Below are 18743 nucleotides of genomic sequence, written 5' to 3'. Positions count from 1 at the left end.
CACTATCAATAGTGGCAAACAACATCAGCGACACCGAATCTCGCCCCGCGAACACCATCATCACCCAAGCAATCCCTCCGCCGTTCGATCATTGGATTTACTCCCGATCCCGCCCGGCGCATGTACGACTTCCGAGAATCAAGAGGAAGATCTCGCCACCAGACAGGCGAGACAAATACGTTCTCAATAAATTCAAACGAAAACCTATAAAGCGCATCGGGAAGCGATTTCCGTGGCATACCGGCGAACCCCATCGCCAGCGCCTTCGCAGGCGGGTTATCGCCGACCCACTGAAAAACAGCAGCACCACCAACGTCGACCCCAGTCAGTGAAAAGGCAAGACTACGCGCTCTCATTGACAACCCATCCATCACCTGCAAAATATTTCCACTCAAATCATATTCTGGACTCATCAAGCCACTGCACATTACATCCGGGGTTTGATCGAGGCGAATAACAACAGAATTCGACCCCACATAATCACCCGAAACCAGAATCCTATCGTATTCGGATTTATCTGTTTTCAAATCCCCAATCGCAGCTGAAAGCCCCTCTTGCATGCCGTCCGCGAAAAACTGGAGTGCAAATTGATCGTGCGGCGATCTTCCACGATCGGCATTTCGAACAATCTCGACTGCCCCCAACCCCGTCTGTTTTTTGAATAGCTCCATACAAACCGATCTGTACCCAAGCAGAAAACCCTGCTCTCTGCTCGCAACAAAAGGTTTGTTTTCCACTGGCGCAAAGATCCCATCATGCTTCGCGCAAAAACCAGTAAACGTCGACGCCTCGCGATATCCAACCTCATGAAGTTCAAACTCCATGTCACTCGAAAATCCGTCCTTTGGGGTCTTTACTGTTGTCAAAACGTGACCGTCCGAGGCAATTCTGGAGAGCCCTCCCGAACGCTGCACCGTATGCGCTCGGATAATTTTCCCACCACAAGTTCCGCGCCCTGCATGCGGATGCAGACATTCCTTCCTGCTGCGAAAAACATTATCAAGCTGACTTCGAGCCTGCGGATACTTCACAGGCTCTTGTTTAGCGCGAGAGATATGGCATCTCTTGTACTTCTGCCCCGAACCGCACCAGCATGGATCATTTCGTCCTACAGCTTCCATGTCGCTACTCCTCTCTATTTATTCAACGTTAGGCCATTAAATACGCTTTGTTTCCCAGTCCACGCCCAGGAGTTGCCCCCATTGAAGCATCTGAGGACGTCCTTCTGACGTCCCACTCAATGAGAGCAACGGGACATGAGCAACGCAGCCCTCACACGCATCGTCAGCGCCCAGGCCGCCCTCGGCGCGCAGTATCTCAAGGCCGGCCGCTACCGACTAGAGGTGCAGTCCATCCGCACGAAGGACGGCTTCAAGGGCCTGTCCGCCATCGCGGAGCTGAAGGTCGTGTCCGCCGAGCGGACACAGCCCGCCAGCGAGCCCAGCCGCATCGGTATGGTGGCCTCCTACGTGGAGAACCTCTCCGACGCGAAGAAGAACGGCGGCGGGCGCTTCAAGGCGTTCGTCATGGCCCTGGCCGGCGCCGAGGAGCAGGAGCTGTCCCTGGAGCAGCTCGCCAAGTTCACGGGCGAGAAGCAGGCCGGGACGTTTCTCCTCATCGACTGCGAGGTCTTCCCCAAGATGCTGCCCGAGAGGGATGGCAAGCCCGGGAAGGTCATCGAGGGCTACCGCTGGAGCACCGTCAGCCCCACCGACGACGAACTGGTGGCCATCGAAGCGAAGCGCGCCGAAGCGAAGCTGCCGGCCCTCGCCGTCGCCCTGGCCTGAGCATTCCCCTCCCCCAACACCGCTGAGCACCTGGCGCGTCCCCCACCGCCACGGCTGGCCCACGACACGGGCCTCTTGGTGTTGTGCCCACCTCCCTCTTCAGCTTCGACACCGAGACACACCTGATTCAACCCGGTCTCCTCGCTCCGCCGCTCGTCTGCGCATCCATCGCAGACGCGGCCCCGGATAGTGAGCGCCTCCTCTCCGCAGCCCAGGCACGCGATTGGTTCCGAGACGCGCTCTCCTCCCCCGGCGTCCACCTGACTGGCGCCAACCTCGCCTACGACCTGGGCGTCATGTGCGCGGACGAGGCGCGACTCGTAGACGCCGTTTTTGAGGCAGCCGACGCCGGGCGCCTGCATGACGTCGCCATTCGCGAAGCCCTCATCGACATCGCCCGTGGACTGCATGGCGTGGATCCGGAGACAGGCCGCCAGTTGGGCGACGACGAGGGAGCCCGCTATCCGCTCTCCCTCCTGGTGAAGCGTCACCTGGGCCTCGACATCTCCGCCGAGAAGAAGGCCCCGGACGCATGGCGCCTGCGCTACTCGGAACTCGATGGCGTGCCGCTGGAGCAGTGGCCCGCCGCCGCCGTGGCCTACCCGAAGCGCGACGCCCGATTCACCCTGAACGTCCACCTCGCCCAGGAGCGCGTCGCGGCCAGCGTCGCCAACGGCGGCAACCTCCACGCGGAAGGCGACCAGGTCCGCGCCGCCCTGGCGCTGCACTTCGCTTCCATCTGGGGCCTGCGTACCCATGGGGAGCGCGTCGCCGAGCTGCGGCAGCGCGTGGAGCTGGAGTGGAGCGCCAACCGAGCCCGCTTCCTCGCCGCGGGCATCTTCCGGCCCGACGGCACCAAGGACTCGAAGCGCCTCTCCGCGCTCGTCTCCGCCGCCTACAACGGCATGCCGCCCGTCACCTCGCCCACGGAGCGCTTCCCGGATGGGCAGGTGGCCACCGACAGGGACACGCTCATCGACTCGGGCGATCCGCTGCTGGAGGAGTTGGGCAAGGCCGGCAAGGTGGACAAGTACCGCTCCACCTACCTGGGCAAGCTGGAGGCCGGCGTTACGCGGCCCATCAACCCGCGCGTCAACGTGCTGGTTTCCACGACGCGCGTCTCCAGCGACTACCAACAGCTCCCCCAGCGTGGCGGCGTCCGCGAGTGCCATGAGGCCCGCCCCGGCTTCGTCTTCTGCTCCGTGGACTACGCCGGCCTGGAGCTGCGCACCATGGCCCAGCGAGCCATCTGGGACGTGGGCTGGTCGCGCATGGCCGATGCGCTGCTGGCGAAGGAAGACGTCCACACGTCCGCCGCAGCGACCTTCCTCGGGGAGAGCTACGAGGCCCTCCTGCCGCGCGTGAAGGCGAAGGAAGCGACGGCCACGTCCTTCCGCGCCCTGGCCAAGGTCTTCAACTTCGGCAAGGGCGGGGGCATGGGCGCAGGCGCCATGGCCTACCACGCGCGGGCGAAGGACGACGTCCGCTTCTGCCTGCTGGCGAAGGTGGCGGAGACGTGCGGTGTCGAGCGCGTGCCCGTGCGCGTCCAGGGCAAGGTGAAGATGGTCTGCGCCGCGTGCGTCGAAGTCTCCCAGCGCTACGGCGACAGGTGGCTGGACGCATGGCCCGAGCAGCGGGAGCTGTTCTCCAAGGCCAGCCGTCTCACCTACGGCGACCGCCCCGTGGACGTGATGATTCCCGGGGCCAACATCCTCCGGGGCGGATGCGGCTACACGCAGTGGCTCAACACGCCCTTCCAGGGACTGGGCGCCGTGGGTGCGAAGCTGGCCACCTGGCGCGTCTCAAGGGAGATGTACACGACCCGGCGCTCCCCTCTCTGGGGCTCGCGGCTCGTCCTCATGGTGCACGACGAGCTGGTAGCGGAGCTGCGCGCGGACTGCCCCAACCGGCTGCACGACGCTGCCGAGCGCATGGCGGAACTCATGCGGCAGGCGATGCGCGAAACGACACCGGACCTCGCCGATGCCATCGAGGCCGAGCCCGCCCTCTCGCGCGTGCTGTCGAAGGACGCCGCCACGGTCCGCGACGCTGCAGGGCACCTTCGAGTGTGGGAGCCAGCGGAGCGGGCCGCCGCGTAAATCACCCGTAGCGCCTGCCCCCATTGCAGTGAGGTGAAGACAGAACTCCTCACCGAACGAGTTGCACTGTTTCAGGGCGACGCCGCTCAGGTCGCCCAAGTCCTCGCCCCCAGCAGCATCGACGCCATCGTCACCGACCCTCCTGCGGGCATCGGTCTCATGGACAAGGAATGGGACGGCGACCGCGGGGGACGTGAGCAGTGGGTGGCCTGGCTCGCGGGCGTCATGCGCGAGGCGCTCCACGTCCTCAAGCCGGGTGGCCATGCCCTTGTCTGGGCGTTGCCCCGCACGTCCCATTGGACGGCCACGGCGCTGGAGGATGCTGGCTTCGAGGTGCGCGACATTGTCATGCACCTCTTCGGGACGGGCTTTCCGAAGTCCCTCGACGTCTCGAAGGCCATCGACAAGCAGAAGGACAACCGAGAGGCAGTCCTCGCCGTTACGCGCTGGATTGCGGAGGCGCGAAACCGCGCGGGCCTCACCAACGCGCAAATCGATGCCTTCTTCGGCTTCAACGGCATGGCGGGGCACTGGACGAGTCAAGGTGCACAGCCGCATGTCCCTCATGAAGACTACTGGCCAGCCCTGCTGGAGCTGCTCGGCGTCAACGAGCTGCCCGAAGCGATTCGTAGCCTCGCGGAAGGGCTCATCTCCGACAAAGGCAAGCCCGGTCCGGATTGGTTCCGCCGCCCTGTCACGGGAACGCACAAGGAAGCTGCTGCGGGTCAGCGCTGGCTCGCGAACAACGGGCTCAGGTCCACGCCCGCGCCATCCAGCCGCCGCGACATCCCAGCGACGGACGCAGCCCGGCAGTGGCAAGGCTGGGGCACAGCTCTCAAGCCGGCCGCCGAGCACTGGATCCTCGCACGCAAGCCGCTCGTCGGCACTGTCGCAAAGAACGTGCTCGTCCACCGGACGGGAGCACTCAACATCGACGGATGCCGCAGCTCCACTGAAGGGAAGGAGCGATGGCCTTCCCACGTCACTTTTGGCGAAGAGGCCGCGACGCACCTGTCCGCCGAAGTGCCTCGATTCTTCTACGTGGCCAAACCCTCGCGCGCGGAGCGCCATGCGGGGGTCGGTCACAACTTCCATCCCACCGTGAAGCCCGTTGGACTCATGCGGTGGCTGTGCCGACTGGTGACACCTCCTGGCGGCACGGTGCTCGACCTCTTCACGGGCAGCGGAACTACAGGCATCGCGGCACTCGCCGAAGGATTTGAGTTCGTCGGCATCGAGCGGGAGCCCGAATACCTGGCGCTCGCGCGGGCGCGGATTGAGCACGCCTTGAAGCAGGTGCGCGGCGAGGTGACGCCATGAAGCTCCTCACCATTGACCCGGGCCTCCGCCACTGCGGCGTGGCCCTCTTCGACATCTCTTCCGCCGCCCTCCTCTGCGCTGGTCTACCGAAGAATCCCGAGCCCGCCCACGGAGCGCTGTCGCTCGCATCGTGGGCATCTATGGCCGGCGCGGTCGATGAGTGGCTACGTCCGCGCGTGGCCGAGGAGTCTTTCCAGCTCGTCATCGAGCTGCCCCGCGTCTACGCAGCCGCACACCAGCGGGGCGACCAGAACGACCTCATCCAGCTTGCCGGCGTCGTCGGCATGCTGGGCGGCGCCCTGGCCCCCATCGAGAGCCGTCGCAGCGTCTACCCGCGCGACTGGAAGGGCACCCTCGACCCGGACGCGTTCATCGAGCGCATCAAGCAGCGCCTCGACGCCGCCGAGCACCTGCGCGTCGAGATGCCATCCGCACAAGACCTCCACCACAACGTCTGGGATGCCATCGGCATTGGGCTGCACGCCCTCGGTCGGCTCTCGCCCCGTCGCGTCTTCCCGAGGTAGCCATGTCCGAGACCTCTTCGCATGCGCCGAATGCGGCGCCCGACTTCCTCACCGTGGACGAGGCCGCAGTCCTACTTCGGGTGAACCGGAAGACGCTCTACGAGGCCATTCGCCTGGGCCAGATGCCGGGAGTCGTCCGGGTCGGTCGATGCGTTCGACTTTCCCGCGCCACGATGCTGTCGTGGCCACCGGGTCAAGGCGGTCCTGCGCTCAAGGAGAAGCAGTCATGAGCGTGAGACTCAGGAAGTACAACGACAAGAACGGAAAGCCTCAGCAGATGTGGTTCGTGGATATCAAGTTCAAGCACGCTGACGGGAAGGTCGAGCGAATCCGCAAGGACAGCCCGGTCAATACTCGTCGCGGTGCGGAGCAGTATGAACGCGACGTCCGCGCGGCCCTCTTGATGGGGACCTTCGGAAAGGAGCAGGCGACCGACACAAAGAACGAGGTGGCAAAGTCGCTAACGCTGAAAGAGTTCACACAGCGTTTCCTTACCTACTCGGACAACAACAACAAGCACTCCAGCGTCGTGAGCAAGCGGCAAATCTTGGATGACCACATCACGCCGTACTTCAGCGAGATGGCACTCGACTCCATCGGCTCCGCCGAAATCGAGGACTTCAAGGCCGCCATGAAGAAGAAGACCCCGAGGCTGAGCGGGCTCTCGGACACCCCGTCCAAGAGGGCCCTACGCAGGCGCAAAGTCCAGAAGCAGAAGACCTTGAGCCTGAAGACCATCAACAACGCGCTGGCCGTCCTCAGCAAGCTCCTCCATCTCGCGAAGGAGCAAGGCGTCCTCGCACACGTCCCGGACGTGAAGCTCTTCAAGGTGAAGAAGCCGGACTACGACTTCCTCTCCTTCGAAGAGGTGGACCGGCTTATCGCCGCCGCCGCACCTCAAGACGTGGCCCTGCTGATCACGGCCCCCAAGACCGGCATGCGTCAGGGCGAACTCATCGGGCTCCAGTGGACGGACGTCGACCTCATCCGCGCCAAGCTCCACATCAAGCGGACCATCTGGCGCGGAGTCGAAGGCACCCCCAAGGGCGGCAACGCCCGGACGGTGGACCTTCCACAATCCGTCGTGGAGACCCTCAAGGCTCACCGACACCTCCGAGGCCCCTACGTCTTCTGCCAGGAGAACGGCGAGCACCTCACTCCGGGGATGATGGACCACCTCCTCATCACCACGTTGAAGCGGGCGGGTATTACGCGCGAGAAGGGCACCATTGGGTGGCACGACCTGCGCCACACGTACGGGAGCCACCTCGCCATGAAGGGCGTGCCGCTGAAGGTCATCCAGGAGCTGATGGGCCACGCCACCATCGAGATGACCATGCGGTACGCGCATCTCAGCCCCCAGGTGAAGCAGGACGCGGTGAAGCTCCTGGACGGCCCCGTGCTGGAGAGGGGCAATAGGGGGGCAATGGCCATCAGCTAGAAAAGAAAAAGGCCAGCAACCCCGCAGGATTGCTGGCCTTCTTGGAGTGCCCAGGGCGGGACTCGAACCCGCACGCCTCACGGCGCCACCACCTCAAGATGGTGTGTCTACCAATTCCACCACCTGGGCTTGCTCGCGGGGCTCATGTACCGAACCCCGCTGACTCGCGCAACGACAAAATCACCGACGCGCGAGCTTGAAACAGACTGACGACTACGGCGCGGGCGTCGTCGGCGCGGGAGCCGGCTGGCCCTCGGCCGGCGGGGTCGCCGTGCGCTCCTGCTCGACACTGCCCGGAACCGCAGGCGCTGGCGTCGTCGCCGGAGCCGCACCCGTGGTGGGTGCCGCACCCGGCGTCGCCGGTGCCGAGGCCGCCGGAGGAGCCGCGACTGAGCCCCCCGCTGCCACGGAACCGCGCAGGCCCACGAACGACAGGCCCAGCGACGTCAGGAAGAACAAGCCGGCGCAGATGCCCGTCAGCTTGCTCAGGAAGGTCACCGCTCCGCGCCCACCAAAGGCGCTCGTCGCGGCGCCGCCACCCAGGGCGGAACCCATGCCGGCGTCCTTCCCCGGCTGTAGCAAGATGACGAAGATCATGAACACGCAGAGCAGGACGTGCACGATCGTAAAGAAAGTCAGCATGGCGCTTCCAGACGCTCCGTGGAAAGAGGGCGCACCCTACACAATGTGGTCAACGGGTGACAACTTCCAAAAGGGAATCTTCCTTTAGCCCGCCGCCTTCACGATGGCCACGAAGTCGGCCGCCTTGAGGCTCGCTCCCCCCACCAGCGCCCCGTCCACGTCCGGCTGGCCCAGGAGCTCCGCCGCGTTGTCCGGCTTCACGCTGCCGCCGTACTGGATTCGCACCTGGCGGGCCGTCCCCTCGTCGTACAGCCGGCCCAGCAGGCCCCGGATCGCCGCGTGGACCTCCTGCGCCTGCGCCGTCGTCGCCGTCCGGCCCGTTCCAATGGCCCACACCGGCTCGTACGCCATCACGAACGTCGCCACGTCCGCCGCCGTGAAGCCCTCCAGCGCCCCGCGCACCTGACGCTCCACCACCTGAAGCGTCTGGTTCGCCTCGCGCTCGGCCAGCGTCTCACCCACGCAGACGATGGGCGTCATGCCCGCGGCCTTCACGGCCTTGGCCCGCTTGTTCACCGTGGCGTCCGTCTCTCCGAAGAACTGCCGGCGCTCCGAGTGCCCCACGATGACGTAGGCGCACCCCAGCTCCACCAGCATCCCCGCGGAGATCTCCCCCGTGAACGCGCCGGACGCCTCCCAGTGGCAGTTCTGCGCCGCCAGTTGGATGGGCGCGCCCTCCAGCGCGATGTGCAGGGGCTGCAACGCCACGAACGGAGGCGCGATCACCACCTCCACCGTGTCGCCCAGCGCCGCCACCGCGCCGCGAAGCTCCCGCACCAACGCGAGCGCTTCGGGCACCGTCTTGTTCATCTTCCAGTTGCCAGCGACGATCTTCCGACGAGCCTGGGCCGTCATGGTGTCTCCCCCGGTACCGAGCGTTTGAGGAACTGCGGGTGCGTGTCGCCTACTTCGTCTCCAGCGCCTTGATGCCCGGCAGTTCCTTGCCCTCCAGGAACTCCAGCGACGCCCCGCCGCCCGTGGACACGTGGCTCATCTTGTCCGCGTAGCCCATCTGCTCCACCGCCGCCGCGCTGTCGCCACCGCCGATGACCGTCGTGGCCTGCGTGTTGATGGACATGGCCACCGCCACCGACTTCGTGCCTTCCGCGAACTTCGCCACCTCGAAGACGCCCATGGGCCCGTTCCACACCACCGTCTTCGCGTCACGGATGCGCTGCGTGAACATCGCGCGCGTCTTGGGCCCGATGTCCAGGCCCATCATGTCCGCCGGGATGACCTGGTCGGGCGTCTCCTTGGCCACGCTGTCCGCCGTGGGCCCCGTGCCGACGATGTGGTCGATGGGCAGCACCAGCGGCGTCTTCAGCCGCTTCGCCGTGTCCAAGAGCTTCGCCGCCAGCGCCAGCTTGTCGCCCTCCTCCACCCGGCTCTTGCCCACTTCAATGCCCTGCGCCTTGAGGAAGGTGTACGCCATCGCGCCGCCCACGAGCAGCGCGTCCACCTTGGGCAGCAGGCTCTCAATGACCTTGATCTTGTCGCTCACCTTGGAGCCGCCCAGGATGGCCACGAAGGGCTTCGCCGGGTTCTTGAGCACCTTGTCGCCCAGGTACTCAATCTCCTTGCGCATCAGGAAGCCGGCCGCCTTCTCCTTCACGAACGGCACCATGCCCGCCGTGGATGCGTGCGCGCGGTGCGCCGTGCCGAACGCGTCGTTGACGTAGACATCCGCCAGCGCCGCCAGCTCGCGCGAGAAGGCCTCGTCGTTGGCCTCCTCTTCCTTGTGGAAGCGCAGGTTCTCCAGGAGGACGACCTGCCCTTCCTTCAGCTCCTTCACCTGCTTCTTCACGCCGTCGCCCACGCAGTCGTCCGTGAGGATGACCTCGTGCTTTCCGCCCAGGAGCTTCACGAGCTCCGCGGCGACCGGCTCCAGCGACAGCTTCGGGTCCGGGCCCTTGGGCCGACCGAGGTGGGACGCCAGGATGACCTTGCCGCCCATCTCCAGCGCGCGCTTGATGGTCGGAAGCGCTTCACGGATGCGGGTGTCGTCGGTGACGCGGCGGCCGTCCATGGGGACGTTGAAGTCCACGCGGATGAAGACGCGCTTGCCGGTCAACTGCAGGTCATCGATGTAGCGGATCATCTTTTGGTGCCCCTTGCCCTGTTTCGGTCAGCCCAACGGTGCCGGAATGCGAAGCCGTGCCTGACGACTACAGGCCCTTGGACACGAGGAACTTCGCCGTGTCGACCATGCGGTTGGAGAAGCCCCACTCGTTGTCGTACCAGGCCATGACCTTGAGCAGGTTGTCGCCCATCACGAAGCAGTTGGTGGCGTCGAAGATGGCCGAGTGCGGGTTGCCGTTGTAGTCCACCGACACCGTCTGCGCGTCGCTGAACTCCAGCACGCCCTTGAGCTGCGTGGCCGCCGCCTTGCGGAACGCTTCGATGACCTCTTCCGCGGTGACCTTCTTGGTGGTGTTCACCGTCAGGTCCACCAGCGACACGTTCGGGGTGGGAACGCGCACCGACAGGCCGTGCATCTTGCCCTTGAGCACGGGGAGCACCTCACCGATGGCCTTCGCGGCGCCAGTGCTGGTGGGGATCATGGAGAGCGCGGCTGCGCGGGCGCGGCGCATGTCCTCGTGGGTGAGGTCCAGGATGCGCTGGTCGTTGGTGTAGCTGTGGATCGTCGTCATCAGGCCCTGCTCGATGCCGAAGTTGTCCACCAGCACCTTGGCGATGGGCGCCAGGCAGTTGGTCGTGCACGACGCGTTGGACACGATGTGGTGCTTCTTCGGGTCGTACTGGTCGTGGTTGATGCCGTACGCGATGGTCAGGTCCGGGCCCTTGGCCGGCGCGGAGATGATGACCTTCTTCGCGCCCGCCTTGAGGTGCTTCTCCGCGCCCTCGCGGCCGGTGAAGCGGCCCGTGCACTCCAGCACCACGTCCACGTCCATCGACTTCCAGGGCAGCGCCGTGGGGTCCTTCTCCGCGGTGACGGCGATCTCCCGCCCGTCCACCACGATGCCCTTGTCCGTCGCCTTCACCTCGCCCGGCCACGTGCGGTGCACGGAGTCGTACTTGAACAGGTGGGCCAGCGCCGACGGCTTGTCGAGGTCGTTGATGGCGACGATCTCGAGGTCTTCCTTGCGGCTGAGCGCGGCGCGAAGGATGCAGCGACCGATACGTCCAAAGCCGTTGATGGCGATCTTGGTGGCCATGATGTCCGTTCTCCTGGTCAGCAGGAGTGGGCCCTCACGGCCCACCCGTCATGAGTCTCGTAAAGAAGGCGGGCGACCGTAGGCAGGCGCCCCCGCCGAGTCAACGCTTCGCGTGGGCCTTCGCGCGCGCACGCCGGAGCTGAACAATCACCCCGACCAACACCCAGAGCCCGGAGGCCGTTCCCGCCTCCGCCGCCCCGCACCCACAGCCGGTATCCGCCTTGCCGAAATATTCGTTTGGCAGCAACGGAACGACCGTCGGTTCGGGAGGGGGAGGCTTCACCGGCGGATCCACGGGAGGATGCGGGTTGCGCTCCTGGACCGCCACGCAGGACGTCAGCGGCCGGGGGCTCACCGCCGGCGTCACGTCCGCGTCCGGCAGGGACGGCAGTTGGGGAATCAGTCCCGCCTTGAACAGGAACGCCCCCACCAGCCGCGCCCGCTCCCGGTTCGACGCGAGGCCCTCGAAGGGGAAGCCCAGCACCAGCACCGCTGGCGTCGTGCCGGACACCAGCCCCGCGCCCAGCGCCGTCCCGGCGTAGCGCAGCACGTCCGTGCCTCCGCCCGTGGGCGCCAGCACGTCGGTGACGCCCACCGGATAGGCCCCGAGCGTCCCGTCGTCCAGCGGCGTGGCGGTCAGGTCCGAGAGGAAGCCGCCCGCCGAGCCCTCCAACCGGAGCACCGGCGTTCCCGCGACGACGGACGCCCGCAGGATGTCCGCGAGGAAGAGTTGATCCTCCGCGCTGCCCGCCGCGAGCGTGGACACGGTGCGGCCGCCCGACAGCATCAAGTGTCCGCCCCCGGTGACGAACGCGCGCAGGGCGTCCTGTTCGGTGCGCGTCAGCCCCGTACCCCCCAGGCCGCCGCGCCCGGTGGACCAGTCCACCAGTTGATAGCCCGAAGGCGACACGAGTCCCGCCGCGACCGCGTTGCCCGCCGCGCTGTCGAAGGCCACCGCCGCCTGGGCGAACGCCGCGCCGTGCTGGCGCAGGTAGCTGCCGTCGTTCATCGCCTCCAGGAAGACGCGCAGCGGGGCGGACAGGTCGTACGGCGTCAGCGTCTCGCCGCAGGCCACCGTCGCATCCAGCCGCTCGTACGCGTTGACGAGCAGCGCGCGCGGTTCTCCCACCACGCCCACGCGCACCGCCACCGTGGCGGACGGGAACGATTCACCGCCCGCGTTCACCGCGGCGACGCGGAAGTAGCGCACCGTGCCCGCGGCCAGCGTGACGGTGGCCTCGGTGTTCGTCACCGCCGTGCCCTCGTCCCACGCCCGACCGTCCGCGCTCTGGTAGAGCCGGTAGCCCGTCGGCGCGTCCTGCCCCTGCTCCGAGGCGACCAGCGGCGGCGCGGTCCACTTCACCTCCACCGCGCCCGGCGTCGCGTTGCGGGCCACCACCGCGCCCGGGGCCTCCGGCGGCAGGTGCACCGCCACGCCGTCACGGGCCGCGAAGTACTTGATGAGTCCCTGCACGATGGCGCGCGCGGCCACGTGGCGGATGCGGGCCTCCTTGAGCTTCGCCGCGTCCGCCGTGTTGTCGTGGTACGCCATTTCCAGCAGCACACTGGGCATCTCCGGGTTGTGCGTGGGGTTCACCTCGCCCAGGTTCGCCGAGCGCAGGGTGCGCACCCGCCAGGCCGGATCCACCTCGCGCTTCAGGTCCGTTTCAATCTGCGCGAGCAGCGCCTTCGCCATCACGTCGCTGTCCTTCACACCCGTGAAGTTGAGGGTGCCGTCCACCGGGTTCGGCCCGTAGACGTACGCCTCCGTGCCCACCACGTTGCCAGTGGTGGAAGCGTTGGTGTGCCACGCCACATAGACGGCGTCCTCGCCCTCCTCGTGCAGCCACGCGGCGAAGCGCGGCCGGGCCGTCACGTCCGCGTTGCGCTCGTTGGACAGCGCGTTGGCTCCCGTCGGTGCGTACACGGTGAAGGGCGCGCCGCTGTACTGCACGTGGTAGCGCGCGCTCTCCTCGAAGCGCGGACGCGAAAGCGGCCCCTGCGCCGCGTCTCCCATGAGGCCCCGGCCACCGCCCAGCCGCACCGCGTCCACCGACAGCGTCGCGCCCGCACCGGCCGCCGAGTCGTTCTGGAGCACCACCGCGCCCGATTCCGGGTGCTGCCCCGCCTTGAAGTAGAAGCGGCCCAGCAACACCCACGTCCCGCCGTGGCGGCGCTGGTTCACGCGGAAGTGGCTCTCACCACCCGCGTGCTTCACCACGTAGTGCGCATCCTGCGCGCGCGTGGGGTCCGCGCCGAAGGAGACATAGACGTTGTAGGCCGCGTCCGCCGGCACGTCCGGCGTCCACGTCGCGCTCGCGGTGACGGTGGCCGCGGTGTCCAGGGTGCGCGTGGTGCCCAGCGTGAAGGGCTCCACGCTGTTACCCATGGGCATGGGCGGGGCACCCCACCCCTTCTGCTCGGAGGCGTGGAAGCGCGCCGCGTCGCCGGCTTCCGCGTAGCCCGTCTGTCCATCATCCACGATGGCGAGCAGCGGGTTCAGGTCCGTCTCGCGCACCGGCACCACCGTGGCGCCCGCGCCCACCAGCAGGGGCAGCAGTTCCTGGGACACCACCTCCGCGGAGATGAAGTCCTCCACCACGCCCCAACTGTTGCCCCGCTGCGTCGCCCAACGCTTCAGCCCGTTGTCCCGGTAGAAGCCGTGCCCCGGGCTCAGGTAGATGACCTTGCCGGACAGCGCGCCCTCGCCCAGGCGCGTCTGCGGCACACCGGCCGTCTTCACGCTCCCCTTCGCGTCGCGCACTTCCCGCCGCACCACCGGCGGTTCCTGGGGGGACAGGCGACGCTGTTCGTGCGCCCGGGGCTCCGGGGCTGGCAGATAGTGAACACCTGGCGGCTCCAGGCCCAGGTCATCTCCTTCGAAGCTTGGAGGAGCGGCGGCCTGCGCTCGCGCGACGGCACCGGTGCACAGCAGGGCCAGCGCCACGGAGCGCGACCAGGACGGGAAGGACGTTCGCATCACGCGACCGACCTTACCCGTTCACTCAGGAGCGGCAATCGGACCGGTGGGTGCTAGCCTGCCGCACCCTTCACCCTCCGATGACCGTTCCTGCACCACACCGCCCCCAGTTTCCCTCCCGCCGCAGCAACGGACTGTTCGCCTCGTTCGGACATGCGTGGGCGGGCCTCATCCACACCGTCGCCTGGCAGCGCAACATGCGCATCCACCTCATCTCCGGCGTGCTCGTCGGAATGGTGGGCAGCGGCATCCCCCTGGGGCTCGCGGAGAAGGTGACGCTCATCTTCTGCGTGCTGCTCATCTTCTTCGCGGAGATCCTCAACAGCGCGCTGGAGCAGCTGGTCGACCTGGCCGTGCAGCAGTTCGACGAGAAGGCCCGGCTCACCAAGGACGCGGCCGCCGCGGGCGTGCTCGTGCTGGCCGGCGGCACCGTCGTCATCTTCGCCGCCATCCTGATCAACTACTGGGAGACGGTGCGCACCAGCACCGACGCCATCTTCCGGCAGGTCGCGCTGGGCCTGCCCCTGGCCGGGTGCGCCACGGTGCTCGTGCTGCCCCAGCCCCGGCCCGCGGCCATCGACGTGCTCGCGTTCCTCACCGGCTGTGGCCTGCTCGCGCTGACGGCGCCCACCTCCGCCAGCCTCGTCTTCACCGCGCTCACCGCCGCCCTGCTCTTCATCGCCGGGGCAACGGCCCGCGAGCGCAGGCGCCATCCCCAGCCCTGAAGCCACGGCACATCATCCGACATGGACAGACATCAGGCGCGGCGCGTCATGAGGTCCAGGATGTCTGGAGACGGGCGAGCGGTAGAGACAAAAAAACCGGCGGTCGCCGGTTCGCTCCCACCACCTTGCGGGCGGGGACCCCGGAACCGGTCCGGAGCCCGCTCACCCGCGAGGGTCTGTCGCGCATCTTAACGGCCTACGCGCGCTGCTGCCACTCGGGTCCGGCCTCGGGTGTTGGCTGGGCGGAACTTGCCTTGTCGCCTTCACGCAGGTCGGTGGTGACCAGCTCCAGCAGCTCCGTCGCGATACCGATGACCTGGTGCGGCGTGTAACCGGCTGCGCGCAGCTGATTGAAGAAGGTGCGCGCCAGGATACGGGTGCCTTTTTGGTCGGTGCTCACGGGAATTGCCTCCGGAATCGGCGCCAGAACCCCCGGGCGCCGCGTCATCACTCGGCTGCTGAGTTCAACCGCCGTGCCAGAGGTTCTCTTCCAAACGGATTCTCCAACAGTCACCAGGGGTTGAAGCGCGGAAGTGGACGGCACAAGAAGTGGAAGGTGCGAAGGGGGTTACGCACCCGGACGTTGCTTCCGCCCGCACGGCGGGAAACGGGTGCATCGACGGGTACGCACCCACCCTGGGGCCTGCGGACGAGCGGCTCGTCTTTTCAAGTGCTTGCATTCCCACGGGTGGCTGGAGCACATACGCGCCCCCACCGAGGAGCAAAACCAAGATGGCGTACCGGGTGAACAACATCGGGCTGTGGCTGGACGAGCCGGAGGAGCTGCTCGGCCAGCGCGCCGCGGAGAAGCTGGGGGTCACCCGAAGCGACCTTTCCTCCGTGCGCGTGGTGCGCTCGGTGCTGGATGCGCGCAAGAAGGGCAGCCCGCGCTACATCTACACGCTGGAGGTGGAGCTGGCGCCGGGCAGGAAGGCGCCGAAGCTGCCGCCGGATGTCAGCGAAGCGCCCCCGCCTCCGGAGCTGCTGCCGCGCGTGAAGGAGCCGGAGAAGCTGCCGCTGATCATCGGCACCGGACCCGCCGGGTTGTTCTGCGCGCTGGGCCTCTTGGAGCGCGGCGTGCGCAGCATCCTGCTGGAGCGCGGCAAAGAGGTGGTGACGCGCCGCAAGGACGTGGCGAAGCTCATGCGCGACGGGTCCCTGGATCCGGAGAGCAACATGAACTTCGGCGAGGGCGGCGCGGGCGCGTACACGGACGGCAAGCTGTCCACGCGCATCAACCACCCCATGGTGCGCAAGGTCATCGAGGCGTTCGCCCGCTACGGCGCGCCGGACCACATCCTCATCGAGGGCAAGCCGCACATCGGTTCGGACCTGCTGCCCGGCGCGGTGGCGAAGCTGCGCGAAGAGCTCATCGCCGGCGGCTGCCAGGTGCACTTCGAGCAGCGCGTGGACGACCTGCTCTACCGCGACGGCCACATCGCGGGCGTGAAGATGGCGGACGGGCGCACGCTGGAGAGCGACCGCGTCATCCTGGCGCCGGGCAACTCCGCGCGGGAGCTGTACGAGCGCTTCGCCGCCGACGGACAGGTGAGCGTGGAGGCCAAGCCCTTCGCGCTGGGCTTCCGTGCGGAACATCCGCAGTCGCTCATCAACGGCATCCAGTACGGCGCCGCCGCGAAGCACTCGAAGCTACCGCCCGCGGACTACAAGCTGGCGGAGAACCTGGACGTGGACGGCGAGGTGAGAGGCGTCTACTCCTTCTGCATGTGCCCCGGCGGCATCGTGGTGCCCACGCCCACGCAGGACGGGTTGCAGTGCACCAACGGCATGAGCAATTCGCGGCGCAACGCGAAGTTCGCCAACGCCGGCATCGTCGTCTCCGTGTCCGTGGCCGACTTCGAGCGCGAGGGCTTCCGCGGTCCGCTCGCGGGCCTGGAGTTCCAGCGGCACTGGGAGGAGAAGGCCTACAAGCTGGGCGGAGGCCGCTTCTATGCGCCCGCGCAGACCATCCCGGACTACCTGGCCGGCCGCGTGAAGAAGGACCCCGGGGACACCAGCTACCGCCCGGGCCTGGCGCACACGGATCTGAACCAGCTCTTCCCGGAGCGGCTGACGCAGTCGCTCAAGGCGGCGCTGCGCACCTTCGACAAGAAGATGCGCGGCTTCATCAGCGACGAGGGAAAGCTCATCGGCATCGAGAGCCGCACCAGCTCTCCGGTGCGCATCACCCGGGGCAACGACTTGCAGTCGGTGTCCATGCGCGGCCTGTACCCGGCGGGCGAGGGCTGCGGCTACGCGGGCGGCATCGTGTCCTCCGCCATTGATGGACTGCGCATCGCTGAGCAGATTGCCATCGAGCTGACTTGAGGTCCCCTCCCCTTCCGGGCAGGGTGACCGGGGAGGGACACACCCATGGCGTACCGCGTGCGCACCCCTGACGGAGAGCTGATGTTCCCCTCGCTGGGCGACATCGAGCGCGCCTACGTGCAGGGGCTGGTGGACCCCGACGACGAGGTGCGCGAGGACGGCACGGAGAAGTGGCGCAAGGCGTCCTCGCTGCCCGTGCTGGCCAGGGCCCGGAAGCCGCAGGGCACCCTGGCGTCCCGGTCCCAGACGCTCACGGTCCTGGGCGCGGTGGCCCTGGGCGTGTTCGCGCTGGTGTTGATGATCACCGGCAAGGAACCCGAAATCCGCATGATGGGCATCGCGTTGGCCCTGGTGGTCAGCGCCATGCTCATGCGGGTGACTTTCAAGGCGTACAAGCGACCGCCTCCCGTCCTCTGACGACGCTTCCTCCCCTGCCCTCCAGGGCAGCGGCGAGGCCCCCGCCGACAGCAGGCCCCACACGGCCCATCTTCCAGAGAAGGCACCCTCCAGGGTGCCTTCCATCGCGCTGGAGGAGGACCGCACCTTGCTCAGCACCTACCTGTCCCGAGAAGCCGCCCGGAAGCTTCGCCATGGAGCGCCCTGGCTGCGCCGCGAGGACATCGTCTCCATGGAAGGCGAGCCAGAGCCCGGCACGCCCATGCAGCTCAAGGACGAGGACGGTCAGGTCCTGGGCCTGGGAGACGTGGACCTGGAGGCGTCCTACGCCGTACGCCGCCTGGGCCTGCCCGACGAGGCCGTGGAGGGCCTCATCCCCCGCCACGTGCGCCACGCCTTCGAGCGCCGCGGGCGGCTGGTGGACGACCCGCGCTTCTGCCGCATCGTCAACGACGACGGCGACGGGCTGCCCGGCCTCATCGTGGACCGGTATGACCAGCACTTCGTCGTGCAGACGCTCACGCGCTCCATGGACGCGCGACAGGAGGAGATCACCCGCACGCTGGGCGAGGTGACGGGGGCGGCCTCCGTGCTGCTGCGCAACGACACGACGAGGCGTCAGGCCCTGGGCCTGCCCGCGCAGCGGCCCCACGTGATGTACGGGACGCCGCCGCGCTGGTGCCGCCTGTTGGAGATGGGCGCGCGCTTCACCGTGGACCTCACGTACGGCCGGGGCACGGGCTACGGGTATGATCACCGTGAGCTGCGCCGCTTCCTGAGCCGCACCGGCAACGGGGACCGCGTGCTGGATGTGGCCTGCAACGTGGGCGGCCTCTTCGTCCACGCGGGGCGCCATGGGGCCAGGCAGATCCTCGCCTTCGACGGCAACGCGGACTCCGCGGACCTGGCGCGCGAGAACGCGGAGGCCAACGGACTGCTCGGCCGGGTGACGGTGGAACAGGGCGAGCCCCTGGCGGTGCTGCGGGCCCTCAAGGACACCTTCGACCTGGTGCTGCTGGACACGCTGGGTGTGGCCTCCGAGGAGGACTTCACCGAACAGGTGCGCCTGGCCCTGCGGCGAACGCGCCATGGCGGCAGGATCCTGGTGGTCGGATATCACCCACCGTTGGGCCTGGGGTCGTTCACGGAGGCCGTGGCCACGGCCTGTGAGCTGGAGGCGCGCATCGCCTTCCGGCTGTTGCGGATGGGCCTGCCGCCCGACCACCCGACACCGGTCGGCTCCCCGGGCGCCGAGTACCTGGAGGCGGTGGCGCTCGAGGTGAGCTGAGCGGACACCCGAGGGGCCCTTATAGCGACTTGTCTCG

17 protein-coding genes, 1 tRNA gene and 1 pseudogene are annotated in these 18743 nt (G+C 67.4%); 10 read left to right on the top strand and 9 right to left on the bottom strand.

The genetic code is table 11. The annotated features are described in order from the left end of the window. Nucleotides 1-5: 5 nt before the first annotated feature. Together OV208_RS30040 and OV208_RS41420 are read right to left on the bottom strand one after the other, a co-directional pair. Nucleotides 6-824, bottom strand: coding sequence for a hypothetical protein (locus OV208_RS30040; RefSeq protein WP_267577342.1), 819 nt, complete (start codon nt 822-824; stop codon nt 6-8). 231 nt (nt 825-1055) lie between these two features. Next, nucleotides 1056-1121, bottom strand: a pseudogene (locus OV208_RS41420) (SEC-C metal-binding domain-containing protein); the annotation flags it as partial. A 135-nt stretch (nt 1122-1256) separates the two neighbouring features. Here OV208_RS41420 and OV208_RS30035 point away from each other — a divergent pair. The 6 genes from OV208_RS30035 (at nt 1257) to OV208_RS30010 (ending at nt 7171) form a co-directional block, all read left to right on the top strand. After that, nucleotides 1257-1787: a hypothetical protein gene (locus tag OV208_RS30035; protein WP_267577341.1), complete on the top strand. Its 531-nt coding sequence runs from the start codon at nt 1257-1259 to the stop codon at nt 1785-1787. 83 nt (nt 1788-1870) lie between these two features. Beyond that, complete coding sequence (locus tag OV208_RS30030) at nt 1871-3886, top strand: DNA polymerase (protein ID WP_267577340.1); 2016 nt, start codon at nt 1871-1873, stop codon at nt 3884-3886. Nucleotides 3887-3919: 33 nt separating this feature from the next. Then, entirely contained in the window at nt 3920-5206 is a 1287-nt protein-coding gene (locus OV208_RS30025; protein ID WP_324291426.1) for a site-specific DNA-methyltransferase, read from the top strand. Beyond that, nucleotides 5203-5730, top strand: coding sequence for a hypothetical protein (locus tag OV208_RS30020; RefSeq protein WP_267577339.1), 528 nt, complete (start codon nt 5203-5205; stop codon nt 5728-5730). The genes OV208_RS30025 and OV208_RS30020 overlap by 4 nt, the downstream gene beginning before the upstream one ends. 2 nt (nt 5731-5732) lie before the next feature. Further along, nucleotides 5733-5960 carry a helix-turn-helix domain-containing protein gene (locus OV208_RS30015; RefSeq protein WP_267577338.1) on the top strand — a complete coding sequence of 76 codons (228 nt, stop codon included), beginning with the start codon at nt 5733-5735 and terminating at the stop codon, nt 5958-5960. Then, nucleotides 5957-7171, top strand: a complete 1215-nt coding sequence (locus OV208_RS30010; protein WP_267577337.1) for a tyrosine-type recombinase/integrase — start codon at nt 5957-5959, stop codon at nt 7169-7171. The genes OV208_RS30015 and OV208_RS30010 overlap by 4 nt, the downstream gene beginning before the upstream one ends. A 47-nt stretch (nt 7172-7218) precedes the next feature. Here OV208_RS30010 and OV208_RS30005 read toward each other — a convergent pair. The 6 genes from OV208_RS30005 to OV208_RS29980 all read right to left on the bottom strand — a co-directional run bounded on the left by OV208_RS30005 (nt 7219) and on the right by OV208_RS29980 (nt 13969). Beyond that, a tRNA-Leu gene (locus tag OV208_RS30005) sits at nt 7219-7300 on the bottom strand. 84 nt (nt 7301-7384) lie between these two features. After that, nucleotides 7385-7813, bottom strand: coding sequence for a preprotein translocase subunit SecG (gene secG / locus OV208_RS30000; protein ID WP_267577336.1), 429 nt, complete (start codon nt 7811-7813; stop codon nt 7385-7387). An 84-nt stretch (nt 7814-7897) separates the two neighbouring features. Further along, on the bottom strand, nt 7898-8668 hold the full coding sequence (gene tpiA, locus OV208_RS29995; protein WP_120539569.1) for a triose-phosphate isomerase: 771 nt from the start codon (nt 8666-8668) through the stop codon (nt 7898-7900). 49 nt (nt 8669-8717) lie between these two features. Next, a complete protein-coding gene (locus tag OV208_RS29990) occupies nt 8718-9911 on the bottom strand; it encodes a phosphoglycerate kinase (protein ID WP_267577335.1) in 1194 nt (397 codons plus the stop codon). 67 nt (nt 9912-9978) lie between these two features. Beyond that, the gene (gene gap / locus OV208_RS29985) at nt 9979-10989 is read right to left on the bottom strand and encodes a type I glyceraldehyde-3-phosphate dehydrogenase (protein ID WP_120539571.1); all 1011 of its coding nucleotides are present in this window, start codon (nt 10987-10989) and stop codon (nt 9979-9981) included. A gap of 100 nt (nt 10990-11089) precedes the next feature. Then, nucleotides 11090-13969, bottom strand: coding sequence for an N-acetylmuramoyl-L-alanine amidase (locus OV208_RS29980; protein ID WP_267577334.1), 2880 nt, complete (start codon nt 13967-13969; stop codon nt 11090-11092). 80 nt (nt 13970-14049) lie between these two features. Between OV208_RS29980 and OV208_RS29975 the strand changes: the two genes are divergently transcribed. Beyond that, nucleotides 14050-14694, top strand: coding sequence for a diacylglycerol kinase family protein (locus OV208_RS29975; RefSeq protein ID WP_267577333.1), 645 nt, complete (start codon nt 14050-14052; stop codon nt 14692-14694). A gap of 196 nt (nt 14695-14890) precedes the next feature. Here the strand turns inward: OV208_RS29975 and OV208_RS29970 are convergent, their stop codons facing one another. Continuing rightward, complete coding sequence (locus OV208_RS29970; RefSeq protein WP_267577332.1) at nt 14891-15094, bottom strand: hypothetical protein; 204 nt, start codon at nt 15092-15094, stop codon at nt 14891-14893. 332 nt (nt 15095-15426) lie between these two features. On the opposite strand from OV208_RS29970, the gene OV208_RS29965 reads away from it, so the two are divergent. The 3 genes from OV208_RS29965 (at nt 15427) to OV208_RS29955 (ending at nt 18706) form a co-directional block, all read left to right on the top strand. Further along, nucleotides 15427-17022 (top strand): NAD(P)/FAD-dependent oxidoreductase, encoded by a 1596-nt coding sequence (locus OV208_RS29965; protein ID WP_267577331.1) that lies wholly within the window; start codon nt 15427-15429, stop codon nt 17020-17022. 45 nt (nt 17023-17067) lie between these two features. After that, nucleotides 17068-17439 (top strand): hypothetical protein, encoded by a 372-nt coding sequence (locus OV208_RS29960; RefSeq protein WP_267577330.1) that lies wholly within the window; start codon nt 17068-17070, stop codon nt 17437-17439. A 127-nt stretch (nt 17440-17566) separates the two neighbouring features. Next, nucleotides 17567-18706, top strand: coding sequence for a class I SAM-dependent rRNA methyltransferase (locus tag OV208_RS29955; RefSeq protein WP_267577440.1), 1140 nt, complete (start codon nt 17567-17569; stop codon nt 18704-18706). The last annotated feature ends 37 nt before the right edge of the window (nt 18707-18743 follow it).

This window comes from Corallococcus sp. bb12-1, from assembly GCF_026626765.1.
Classification (GTDB): Bacteria; Myxococcota; Myxococcia; order Myxococcales; family Myxococcaceae; genus Corallococcus; species Corallococcus terminator.
This window is presented reverse-complemented; position numbering and strand designations above follow the sequence as displayed.